The sequence below is a fragment of the Sphingobium sp. VMM genome, assembly GCF_056790315.1.
Map to the genome: position 1 here is coordinate 1 of NZ_JBXGSI010000044.1, position 10,950 is coordinate 10,950.

The 10,950-nt window shown below is 56.0% G+C and carries 12 protein-coding genes; 10 read left to right on the forward strand and 2 right to left on the reverse strand.

The window, feature by feature from the left end; all coding sequences use genetic code 11:
* The first annotated feature begins 101 nt into the window (after nucleotides 1–101).
* From ACUCV3_RS27035 to ACUCV3_RS27080, 10 genes are all read left to right on the forward strand, one after another.
* Nucleotides 102–431, forward strand: coding sequence for an ArsR/SmtB family transcription factor (locus tag ACUCV3_RS27035; RefSeq protein ID WP_048938945.1), 330 nt, complete (start codon nucleotides 102–104; stop codon nucleotides 429–431).
* A 10-nt stretch (nucleotides 432–441) separates the two neighbouring features.
* Nucleotides 442–855: an arsenate reductase (glutaredoxin) gene (gene arsC / locus ACUCV3_RS27040; RefSeq protein WP_048938944.1), complete on the forward strand. Its 414-nt coding sequence runs from the start codon at nucleotides 442–444 to the stop codon at nucleotides 853–855.
* Nucleotides 852–1,388, forward strand: a complete 537-nt coding sequence (locus tag ACUCV3_RS27045) for a GNAT family N-acetyltransferase (RefSeq protein ID WP_048938943.1) — start codon at nucleotides 852–854, stop codon at nucleotides 1,386–1,388. The genes arsC and ACUCV3_RS27045 overlap by 4 nt, the downstream gene beginning before the upstream one ends.
* Nucleotides 1,389–1,393: 5 nt before the next feature.
* A complete protein-coding gene (gene arsB / locus ACUCV3_RS27050) occupies nucleotides 1,394–2,422 on the forward strand; it encodes an ACR3 family arsenite efflux transporter (protein ID WP_048938942.1) in 1,029 nt (342 codons plus the stop codon).
* Entirely contained in the window at nucleotides 2,419–3,168 is a 750-nt protein-coding gene (gene arsH / locus ACUCV3_RS27055; protein WP_048938941.1) for an arsenical resistance protein ArsH, read from the forward strand. Before arsB ends, arsH begins: the two co-directional genes overlap by 4 nt.
* 224 nt (nucleotides 3,169–3,392) lie before the next feature.
* Entirely contained in the window at nucleotides 3,393–4,229 is an 837-nt protein-coding gene (locus ACUCV3_RS27060; RefSeq protein WP_482241456.1) for a hypothetical protein, read from the forward strand.
* A gap of 263 nt (nucleotides 4,230–4,492) precedes the next feature.
* Nucleotides 4,493–5,014 carry a DUF1643 domain-containing protein gene (locus tag ACUCV3_RS27065; protein WP_482241457.1) on the forward strand — a complete coding sequence of 174 codons (522 nt, stop codon included), beginning with the start codon at nucleotides 4,493–4,495 and terminating at the stop codon, nucleotides 5,012–5,014.
* Between the two features lie 476 nt (nucleotides 5,015–5,490).
* Nucleotides 5,491–5,982: a hypothetical protein gene (locus ACUCV3_RS27070; protein ID WP_482241458.1), complete on the forward strand. Its 492-nt coding sequence runs from the start codon at nucleotides 5,491–5,493 to the stop codon at nucleotides 5,980–5,982.
* Between the two features lie 7 nt (nucleotides 5,983–5,989).
* Nucleotides 5,990–6,589 carry an Nmad2 family putative nucleotide modification protein gene (locus ACUCV3_RS27075; RefSeq protein WP_482241459.1) on the forward strand — a complete coding sequence of 200 codons (600 nt, stop codon included), beginning with the start codon at nucleotides 5,990–5,992 and terminating at the stop codon, nucleotides 6,587–6,589.
* Between the two features lie 58 nt (nucleotides 6,590–6,647).
* The gene (locus tag ACUCV3_RS27080) at nucleotides 6,648–8,285 is read left to right on the forward strand and encodes a hypothetical protein (RefSeq protein WP_482241460.1); all 1,638 of its coding nucleotides are present in this window, start codon (nucleotides 6,648–6,650) and stop codon (nucleotides 8,283–8,285) included.
* Nucleotides 8,286–8,289: 4 nt separating this feature from the next.
* Here the strand turns inward: ACUCV3_RS27080 and ACUCV3_RS27085 are convergent, their stop codons facing one another.
* Both ACUCV3_RS27085 and ACUCV3_RS27090 read right to left on the reverse strand, forming a co-directional pair.
* Nucleotides 8,290–9,309: a nucleotide kinase domain-containing protein gene (locus ACUCV3_RS27085; protein WP_482241461.1), complete on the reverse strand. Its 1,020-nt coding sequence runs from the start codon at nucleotides 9,307–9,309 to the stop codon at nucleotides 8,290–8,292.
* Between the two features lie 163 nt (nucleotides 9,310–9,472).
* Nucleotides 9,473–10,950 (reverse strand): hypothetical protein (locus ACUCV3_RS27090; RefSeq protein WP_482241462.1); only part of this gene is annotated, 1,478 nt, incomplete at its 5' end.

Below are 10,950 nucleotides of genomic sequence, written 5' to 3' on the forward strand. Positions count from 1 at the left end.
CAATTGGTCCCAAGCTGCCCTCAAGCCTGACTGACGAATAAAGCATCGGGAATATCCGATATCTGGTTGACGGGCCATATCGCATCGGATAATTCCGATGCATGGCAACCGATGAGGCACTCTCGATCCTTTCCGCTCTCGGCCATCCGACGCGGCTCGATGCGTTCCGCCTGCTAATCCGGCATGAGCCCGAAGGGCTGTCGACCGGCGAACTGGTAGAGGCATCGGGGCTGACCCAGAGCACGTTTTCGACCCATCTGGCCGTGATGGCGAAGGCAGGGCTGGTCCTGTCCGAGAAGCGAGGTCGCCAACAGATCCAGCGAGCCAACCTCGATGCGCTACGCGGACTGATGATCTATCTGGCAAAGGATTGCTGCCAAGGGCGCGCCGAACTGTGTGAGCCGCTTCTGGCCGAACTTACCTGCTGCTGAAGAGGCAACAATGACCGATATCGTGATCTACCATAATCCGCTTTGCGGGACCTCTCGAAATGCCCTGGCCATGATCCGCAATGCCGGCATCGAACCTCATGTTATCGAGTACCTGAAGACGCCGCCGAGCCGCGCGCTGCTCCTGGAACTCATCGACCGCGCCGGCATCACCCCGCGCGCTCTGCTGCGCGAGAAGGGGACGCCTTATGCCGAACTGGGCCTCCGCGACGAGACCTTGACGGACGAGGCCCTCGTCGACGCGATGATGGAGCATCCTATCCTCATCAACCGGCCTCTGGTCGTGTCGCCACTGGGCGTGAAGCTCTGCCGGCCTTCCGAAGCAGTGCTGGACCTGCTGCCAGCTCACCAGCGCAGCACATTCGTCAAGGAAAACGGGGAAGTCGTGGAAGCGACCCGGCGATGAGCCTTTCGGTTCGTAGGGTGAATGTCGACGACGCGGAAGCTATCGCCGCAATCTATGCGCATCACGTCCTGAATGGCACCGCGACCTACGAAGTTGTGCCACCGACCGGGGACGAGACCGTCGAGAAGATCTTGACGGTGACCGGACGTAGTTGGCCATTCCTGGTTGCCTGCGATGGATCTGAGGTGGTGGGCTATGCCTACGCCACGCAGTTCCGGGACAGACCGGCCTACGCCTATGCTTGCGAGAACAGCATCTACGTAGCGCACGACCGGCGCGGTGGCGGCATCGGCAAGCTGTTGCTCAAGGCCTTGCTGGAGGCCGCCGATGCCTATGGCTTCCGGCAGATGGTCGCTGTCATCGGTGGCGGCGAACCGGCCTCGGTCGCACTACACGGCTCTTGCGGCTTTGAGCAGGTCGGCTGCCTGACCGGCATGGGCTGGAAGGCCGGCCGCTGGCTCGACACAGTTTACATGCAGATCGCCTTGGGCGGCGGCACGGCGACCGCGCCTATCGCTTCCGGGAAGGACTGACGATCATGTCGCTGTTCGAACGCTATCTCTCGCTGTGGGTGGCCCTGTGCATCGTAGTCGGGATCGGTCTCGGCCATTTGCTTCCCGGCGCCTTCGAGGCGATCGCAGCGCTGGAGATCGCCAACGTCAACCTCGTGGTGGCGGGCCTGATCTGGCTCATGATCATCCCGATGCTGCTACGGGTCGATTTCGGCGCCTTCCATAGCCTTCGGCAGCACTGGCGTGGTATCGGCATTACCATCGTAGTGAACTGGGCGATCAAGCCATTCTCCATGGCATTGCTCGGCACCTTCTTCCTGGGCCACCTGTTCGCGCCGATGCTGCCTGAAGGCGTATCGTCGTCCTACATTGCCGGGCTAATCCTGCTGGCTGCAGCGCCTTGCACGGCGATGGTCTTCGTCTGGTCCAGCCTCGTCGATGGTGAGCCGAACTACACCTTGAGCCAGGTGGCACTGAACGACCTGATCATGGCCTTTGCCTTCGCGCCGCTCGTAGGACTGCTGCTGGGCGTGGCATCGATTACCGTGCCGTGGAGCACGTTGGCGCTGTCGGTGGGACTCTACATCGTCGTCCCAGTGGTCATCTCGCAACTGCTCCGCCGAGTCCTACTTCGCGGGGGCGAGAAGCGGCTCCAGCATTTCTTGTCCGCCACCGGCCCGATCAGCCTTGCCAGCCTGCTGCTGACACTGGTGCTACTGTTCGGCTTTCAGGGCGAGCAGATCTTCCGGCAACCGCTGGTGATTGCGCTGATTGCCGTGCCGATCCTGTTTCAGGTCTATCTCAACGCCGGCATCGCCTATTGGCTCAGCCGCCGCTTCGGTGTGGCATGGTGCGTCGCCGGCCCGTCGGCGCTGATCGGCGCCTCCAATTTCTTTGAACTGGCTGTGGCCGCCGCGATTAGCCTCTTTGGCCTCAGTTCCGGCGCCGCGCTGGCAACGGTCGTGGGCGTGCTGGTCGAAGTGCCGGTGATGCTATCGATCGTCGCCTTGGTGAAGCGGACCCGTCCCTGGTACGAGAAAGGTATTTCCGCATGAGACTGCGCGAACTCGCAGCCCCCGATCATCTTCCTGCTCTGGACAAGGCCTTCGCGTTGGCTCGTCCTGCCGCTGGCCTTGGCCCGGATCAACCGCCTCCGCGTATTCTGCTGCTCTACGGCTCTCTGCGGGAACGCTCGTTTTCGCGCCTCGCGGTGGAAGAGGCGGCGCGCCTGCTAGAGTTCTTTGGCGCCGAGACGCGGATCTTCGATCCCAGCGATCTGCCGCTGCCCGATCAGGTGGCGGGAGACGATCACCCGGCGGTGCACGAGCTGCGTGAGCATGCGCTGTGGTCGGAAGGCATGGTCTGGTGCAGCCCGGAGCGGCACGGTCAGATCAGCGGCATCATGAAAACCCAGATCGATCATCTGCCGCTCCAGATCCGCGGGATGCGGCCGACGCAGGGAAGAACGCTTGCGGTCATGCAGATGTCCGGCGGTTCGCAATCGTTCAATGCCGTCAATTCGCTGCGCTTGCTGGGCCGCTGGATGCGGATGTTCACAATCCCTAATCAGTCGTCAGTGGCGATGGCCTACAAGGAGTTCGACGAAGACGGCCGGATGCGGGCATCGAGCTACTACGAGCGCATCGTCGATGTGATGGAGGAACTGGTCCGCTTCACCGTGCTGATGCGGCCGCATGCGTCGCAGCTCGTTGACCGATACTCCGAACGGAAGGAGGCTGGTGTGCCTATCGACGCCACCACTGCGGACCTTTCAGCTATAGCGATAGCGGGCCAGCCCTGATTCCGCGGTCGACCCAAAATGGCCGTTCAGCGACCGATTTTCGCTATCCAGCAGCAGACAGTCCATTTTTCTTGCTTCGACCTTCAGGAGTGGCCGTTTGTCGACTGACCACTGTTGAGAATCCTGCTGCACTTACTGTCGCACCCACGAAAGCGCCGCTAATCTATCGGCCGTTGGATCTGGTCACCCCGACCGATTCTCCTATGCGAACGGCAAAATGACTGATGACTACGCTTCTGTCTTGGATCTCGTACTCGGACACGGGCAATGCGTCGCATTTACCGCGTGTGGTCTATGTTGCGTCGGACAGCCGGATCACCTGGGGATCGGCAGATCGCCGATGGGAAGCTGGGCGCAAAGTGTTTGCACCTGTCACAGAGCCCCATCTCTTTGGATTTTGCGGTGATGTGGTGCTTCCGTCCCTGCTCCTTGGGCAAATTGTCAGCGCCATAGATGCCGGCATACTTTTCGACCCATCAGCGTCGGCGTCAGACCGTCATAACGTAGTGTTGAGAGCTGTCGAACGGGGTATTGCGAGCGCCATTTCAACGCCGACCGCTGGCTTCACTATTCATCACTTGTTCCGCGAGTATACTTGGCCGGACACCTCGTTCCGCGCTTGGAACATCGTTTTTGATGCCAAGAGCCGAAGGTGTACCTCCTGCGAGGTATCGGTTCCGTCAACCACCAATATAATCAGCACATTTGGGTCCGGCGCAGCTGCGGCTAAGGCTCATCACAACCTCTGGCAAGATTCAGAAGCAGTGGGGCGCAGCAGAGCGATTCTGGGCTCGTTCTGCGACGCCATCAGGTCAAGCGACGATCCCCTCTCAGGAGGCCCTCCACAGCTCGCGGCGCTGTACACCAAGGGTGCTCCTGTGCAGATCGGCATGTACGTTAATGGGGGCCGGTTCCTAAACGGGCTCGAGGTCGACATCATGCCGAGCCTCAAGAATATCCATTGGCGTAACAATCTTGGCGAAGAAGTCGATCCGTTGACTGGAAAAGTTGCCCAAGGGGCCCGTCGCTTCGGCCGACCCAACTCGCTCGAGAAAACTTGAGCACAGCCTCATTGCCGCTTCGCTCTGCCGCCGGCATGACAGAATCATGTCCCGCATCCTCCACATCTCAGCCTACGATCGGGTACTCGTCATTGATACGCAGGTCGTGCTGGAGACTAAGTCACTCGATCGACTGCCTTGGGGTGAGCTTGGACAAGGAGACCTTGGGTAAGGCGCTTGCACGACGCTTCGATCAGTCATGCCTATACCTAAAGACCATCACGAGCTAACAGAAGCGGGTCAACATATGTGAGAATGATGGAATGAACCAACGCTCGTGGACGACAAAGAATCCCGGCCCAGCGATTTATTCATCTTGTTGGACTTATCGCTATCGCCTTGAGCGGCTTCTAGGAGATGGCCCAACGGCGGCCTTTGTCATGGTCAATCCATCAACCGCTACGGAGGACACCGATGATCAAACGATTTTGATGGTGCAAAACGTATGCGCTAATTTTAATATCGGGCGCGCGATCATCGGAAACATGTTTGCATTTAGATCAAAAGATATTTCGGATCTTGCAAAGGTAAATGATCCAATCGGACCTGATAACGATGAACATCTTTTACGGATTGCGGCAGAGGCGGATATAATCATCGTTGCGTGGGGTGCGCCAAGTAAACTCCCGTTCGACTTACGCCATAGATGGCGCCAGGTAGCCGATATTCTTGAAACGGCTGGCAAGCCACTGCATTGCCTAAAGCATCTCACGGGAGATCACCCTCGACATCCCCAGATACTGATATACGAAAGTCCGCTGCCGCTTTGGCGCCGCCCTATGTAAGCAGAGATTTCGTGGGCAAGGTTAAATGCATTTTCATCGCTAATCCCTCCTGAAGGGCGCAATCCGCACTTTGACACTGGCCTAGAAGATACGTCACTTTGCCCTTGCGCGGTCGGGCCGGGCCGATCTTGGCTAAATCGGTAACGCGTAAGCTCAGTGTAACAAGCCCGCCACAGTGGACGCTTGTGATCCTGAACAGGCTTACGCATGCCGCTTCATTTTAATGCGACAGATACTATACTGCCTCCTGCTCAAACAAAAAGCAAAATTGGTCTTTGTGGATGCCAACATCTCAGGAACAAGCTGCGCCACTATAAACCCATAGCACGATGACTAATTCGGGCACCCAAGCAGGGCTTTCATCATCAAGAGGTGTCAGCTTCTTTCTACAACCTGTTGATAATAATAGATATAATGATCGCATTAAAGTTCTTTGATTGGTGCGAACGTATTTGTATAAGCGTTACGATGGAGTAATGACATCCTCCGAACAGGGGCGGCGTACGACGATGATGAAAAAAGCTTGTCTGGTTTATGTTGCATCGACTGCCGCCCTCATAGCTGAGGCACGTGCTCGCCTGGAAGCAGAGGGCTATGATGTCAGCGAAATTCTTGCAAATCTTGACGATGTGATCGCGGCGGAGGTGGGGGAGCCTGTTTTGCCTGAGAGCCTCAAGGACTGTGTCAATGGTGCCGACCTTTGCGTGTTTCTATTACCTGAAGACGCCGCCGATGACGGGTGCCTTGGCGCAGGTGGCAGCTATGCGAGCGAACTCGGCATACCTTTTATTGCGGTGATGGTGGGCGGGCGCGACACGTTGCCTCCGTCTTTTGATGCAGACGCGGCAGGGGTCGTTCGCGATTGTGGCAACGGGCTAGTTAACGCGATTCAAGGAGATCCCTCATTCAAGAATCCTGATGGATCACCCGCGAGCCCTAGGAAAACAGATCACATCAAGTGCCAGTAACACTCAGATGCGGCTCTATTCCTATAAGATCACGCGCGATTATGGATTCGCGCCTAATCCCTTTCATGGGTGCCTGACGCTAGCGACATGCAAACCGGGGATCAGAAGGGGATCTGAACCGGGGGATCTCGTCGTCGGATGCGGTAGCGCGGAAAACAATATGGTCGGACGGGCTATCTTTGTTGCGCGCATCACTGGAAAATGCACTTTCCAGCAATATTGGGATGATCCACAATTCCTTGCTAAGCGCCCCTTCTACGGCGGCAGCATGAGCCGGGCGTACGGCGATAATGTCTACCATCGCGCTTGGGACGGGGCGTGGATCCAAGAATGGTCGCATCACACTTTCCCTGATGGCGGCACCAACCTACTGAATCTCGATCGCGACACAAGTTCGGATAATGTGCTGTGGAGTAAGGATTTTGTCTATTTCGGCAAATCCGCAATCCCTATTCCGGAGGCTCTGCGTAATTTAGGCGGCGATGACCTCTACCCGTCGAACCGCAACTACCGGAATAGTTTCACGGCTAACATGATTGAGGCCGTAGAGGCGTGGTTCGCTGACCTTCCACGTAATCGCCAAGGTTGGCCTGAGGCGTGGCCCTGATCGTCGAGGCGGCTTGGAGAACTAAATCACGTTTATTTGGACGCCCGTGGAGGGTCTTATGCTCGTTTCGGAATACGACCTGTTTGTCCAGAGCACCGACAAAACCGTCGGCAAGTCGCAGAAAGAGCGCTTCGAGATCGCCATTTTCGGCCTGGCTGCGGAAATTGGCTCGGTCATTGCGGCGATCAAGAAGCGATTGCTAGCGGACGAAAAACCAGAAGATTGGAACGTCGCCAACGAGGAGATCGTGGAGGAGCTGGGTGACGTCGTCTGGTATTGCTTTGCGCTGGCGCGCATTGCTAACGCTCCCAAGTTGGTAAATATCTTCCTTCACGATATCATCAGCCTCAAGCGAGAGATTGGTGGCAACGACGATCACGCTCGACGAATTCGGCACGTACTGGATCCCGACAAGCGAGCGGAATTTCTAAAGGCGGCCGAGAGCTTCCCAACTCGTACACGAACAATGCAATTCAAGGACTATCAAGAGTTAGCTTTCCTGACAGCTCGTACTCATGACCGCACCTTAGTCGAGGTCTGCCTTGCTGTCCTGTCACAACTCAGTGCCGAACTATTCCGACAGATGCTTCCTGAGGTTGAGCTTGGTATTAACCGCGCCGTCGCAGATCGCCCCGTCAATGACATACTTGCCGGCATCGCTTGGCATGTCGCAGCGCTCGCTAGCACCTATCGGGTCTCGCTGAGCGATGTGGCACGAGAGAATATGAGGAAGAACGCTCAGCGTTACAATAAGAGCGCACCTACGCCGCTGCACGATATTGGCTATCCGGAGAATGAGCAGTTTCCTCGCCGTTTCGAGGTCGCGGTCGTATCGATTGGCAGCGGACGGGCCCGCATGTACTGGGATGGCAAGCGGCTCGGCGACGATCTTACAGACAATGCGTCAGTGGATGACGGATACCGTTTTCACGATGTTATGCATCTTGCGAACATTGCGATGCTCGGTTGGTCTCCTGTGTTTCGCAGCCTGATGCGCCGTAAAAGGAAATCCAATCCTACAATTGATGAGATCCAGGACGGAGCCCGCGCAGCAATCGTCGAGGAAGCTCTCATCAAGGCTATCCATTCGGAGGGGCTGCGTCAGGCTAAGCAACGAACGCCCGGTTACGGACCAGAACAACTTCGTCTGTTTTTAAATGATTCTGAAATATCGAATCGTTTCGTTGATTTTATTAAAGATCTTGTTGAAGGCTTAGAAGTCGAGAAGAACCAGACTTGGGAGTGGATCGAAGCAATTGTCCAAGGATACGATATCTTCCGTCAGATACGGAGGGAGAAGCAGGGCACAATCATCATCGATCTTGACGCACGTAGCATTAAATTTCGGCCAGAAGTTGGCGTAACCGTTGCGGGTAAAGATATTGGTTTGGGCTCAGCACTCCTGACTGTGCCGCAAAGTCGAGAAGTAGGCGATACGCAATTGCGTGATCAGAACGTAAAATCGCGCGAATCTGTCGCAAAACTTGCCATCGCCGATGCGCTAGGAGTTAAGGTGACACCCGAATTTTTGGCGCTCTTTTCGGTCAAAGAATTCGATGATGGGATGGTCAGCGTTAAGGCTTCGGGCGTATTTCAAGAAATAATTTGGGACCGAAGGGTTGTGACCTTTAAGATCAAGATCAGAGAGGAGAATGAGCGCCTTTACTGTACTGCAATTGCCGTGTCGGACGAATAACGCGTTAAATAAGCGAAAGCTGCTTGATCGTTCTCGGTGCGACCGCCCACGGTATCTCTGGTGCTGCCATTGCGAGCCGCCATTTAGGTGGGAAAAAAGGTTTGGTTGTCGGCTGGGCATTGTTAGCATCGTAACGCTGCTTAATGCGCGTCCGGCCGGAGATCCCGCGAACATGGGGATGCACGGCGCGCGCATATTTCGAGATTTCACAGAATAAGTTCTGGCAATCAATTGGCTTCAAGCGCCGACCGAACAACCCGCTGAAATCAAGCCCCAAAGCAGCGAATTCTTCGTCCTGTCGTTCGACCATCAGGCGGATGATAATGTCGGGATTCGCAGCGTCGGCGTTACGGAAACATTTGGATATGCCATCCAGGGCGCCAGGTCCGGCGACAACAAATTCGTCTTCGTCGAATTCGAGGAGCGTGGAATAATTGAGGTCAATCACATACTGGAAAGCCAGAAATGGACCCAATCCGGGATAGCTCAAGATCATTTTATACGCAGCCTCAAGACTCACCGCAGCAGTGAGCCTTCCAGGCAGTCCGTCATCCATCATCGACTTTAGCAAGGCGAGATGGTTCGCGTGCTTTCGCACATGGCCGAGCGGTGGCGAGGGCATGATGTAAGCTGCGGAGTAGATACGCTGGCCGGCATTGATGATCTGATTGAGCGTCTCGCTGATCACCTCCAGATTCGCGCTCTGCCAGCTAATAGGGCCGAGTGCTCGCTCCAGCTTCTCCCACGTCTCAATCCGGTTGAAGATCTTGAACAGCATCGTGCGAAAAAAGACTTCCGCCGGCGCCTGCGACCGATCTTCACGATACTGAATTTCACGAATGAGATACTGACTAACTCGGTCTGCGGCTCGATAGGTGTTTGTGAACCGATGGCTAGATAGCACCGGATCCGCGGTCCAAGGGCCAATCGGGTCTACGAGTCGGCGATAATAGATTGCGAGCCGTTCGGCGGCGAACCGCCAGTAACTCTCGAAAACCTCGGTCCTTGTAGGCAACTGATCCATCTGCAGAACCTTAGGACAGGCAGATTGGGTTGACTACTCATTCTTACGGTCAGAAGCTGTTTGTAGTAAAAATGTTAGATCGATCGGATCCTGTGAATGAATGCGTGCTTCATACTGTTCCAGCGAGATAGACCGCCGCTAAAGTCCTACCGACCATCCCGGATCAAACCAGCAGAGGCGCGATTTCCCGCAGCACAATAGGCGGCAGATCGATTGCACTGAAGTCCTGACGTCGTAGCCAGGCGAGTGTAGTCTCCCGGTTCATCGTGTAGATCGCTGCGCGCTGCTGCAGCAAACGAGCGGAGATGCGCGATAGGCCGAGGTCGATCAGGCTGAGCATGGTCTCAGACGACGCGCCGACCTCGAGAAACAGCGGGATTGCGGGGATGTGCGTCGCTGCGCGATGCTCGCCGATTTCCACCAACACCTGACGAAGGACCGAATTATAGCATCCCATCTGCTTAACAAACTTGAAGCGTAGTTCGCGCTCAACGTCCTTAAGAATGTCACGAATGATAGAAGGACGACCACGTGGCCGGACGCGACGGCCGGCTTCCTGACCTTCAGCCACGCGCCGTTCATCTTGGTCAATTGCGAACTGTATAAGATCGGGAAGTCCCTGTCCTCGCATCCACTGCAACGACAGAGTTGCCCAACGGATATATGCATTGCTTTTGCGTTCACCATCGAGCTCAACCTGCAGCCGGCGATACACGTTGATGAGCTTCGATTGGACCTTTTTCCAGTCACCCGCCGGGTGCGGTGGCATGTAATAATCGACACCCTTTTTAGGTACGTCCTTAATGAGTTTCGCGTAGAGCCGCTGCTGGCGATGCGGCGAAATGGTGGGGTTCTCCCCAAGCGTGATATCGGGGACATGGATCTTGAGGGCGGCCTCTTCAATTCCGGCCTTGATGTTGGAACGTATCGCGGGAGTGGCCTCGAGGCGATCAAGCGTTGCTTCCAGCCTGCCGAGCCGAAAATCCTTGAAAAGACGCGAGAAGACGTTCTCCAGAAGTTTGTCTTTACCGGACTCGATCCCAGCATTTCCGATATAGTTGACCAGAGCATCGCTGTTGTGGATTACCTGCTCCTGAAGGGCGGACTGAATATCTCCTTCGGGGCCTGCACCAAGCGGCTGCTTCTCCCAGTCCGCATAATCGATCAGGAAAACATTGCCCTCGAATTCCTTACCGAGCCGGCCAGCGCGGCCGGCCAAGTTCCAGAAATCGACCGCTTCGAGCGGCTCCTCTCCTTTTTCCGGACAACGCATGAATATGTTACGGGCGGGCAAGTTCACGCCCTGCAACAGGGTGTTGGTACACACAATGAAGTCCAGAATGCGATCATCAAAAGCTACTTCAATCGCCCGCCGAACGAGGCTAGGAATATGGCCATAATGAAACCCGACGCCGGCGAGGACGGTTTGCGCCAATAAAAAGTCGGGATGAACATGCTCTTGGATAAAGCGCGAGAGTTCCGTCCGCTGTGCGGCAAACGGACTTTCATCTTCGCCTGCCGCGAGATCCTTGAGCAGCCAAGCCAGCTTCTCGCAGCGCGACTGAGTGTCCCCATAGACGATACTCTGCGATCCTCGACCGAAATACCACGCCAAATAGACTAGCTTTTGATCCGGATCGA

Coding starts and splice junctions, on each gene's coding strand:
- ACUCV3_RS27035 (WP_048938945.1), top strand. CDS start 102: ATGGCAACCGATGAGGCACTCTCGATCCTTTCCGCTCTCGGCCATCCG.
- arsC (WP_048938944.1), top strand. CDS start 442: ATGACCGATATCGTGATCTACCATAATCCGCTTTGCGGGACCTCTCGA.
- ACUCV3_RS27045 (WP_048938943.1), top strand. CDS start 852: ATGAGCCTTTCGGTTCGTAGGGTGAATGTCGACGACGCGGAAGCTATC.
- arsB (WP_048938942.1), top strand. CDS start 1,394: ATGTCGCTGTTCGAACGCTATCTCTCGCTGTGGGTGGCCCTGTGCATC.
- arsH (WP_048938941.1), top strand. CDS start 2,419: ATGAGACTGCGCGAACTCGCAGCCCCCGATCATCTTCCTGCTCTGGAC.
- ACUCV3_RS27060 (WP_482241456.1), top strand. CDS start 3,393: ATGACTACGCTTCTGTCTTGGATCTCGTACTCGGACACGGGCAATGCG.
- ACUCV3_RS27065 (WP_482241457.1), top strand. CDS start 4,493: ATGAACCAACGCTCGTGGACGACAAAGAATCCCGGCCCAGCGATTTAT.
- ACUCV3_RS27070 (WP_482241458.1), top strand. CDS start 5,491: ATGACATCCTCCGAACAGGGGCGGCGTACGACGATGATGAAAAAAGCT.
- ACUCV3_RS27075 (WP_482241459.1), top strand. CDS start 5,990: ATGCGGCTCTATTCCTATAAGATCACGCGCGATTATGGATTCGCGCCT.
- ACUCV3_RS27080 (WP_482241460.1), top strand. CDS start 6,648: ATGCTCGTTTCGGAATACGACCTGTTTGTCCAGAGCACCGACAAAACC.
- ACUCV3_RS27085 (WP_482241461.1), bottom strand. CDS start 9,309: ATGGATCAGTTGCCTACAAGGACCGAGGTTTTCGAGAGTTACTGGCGG.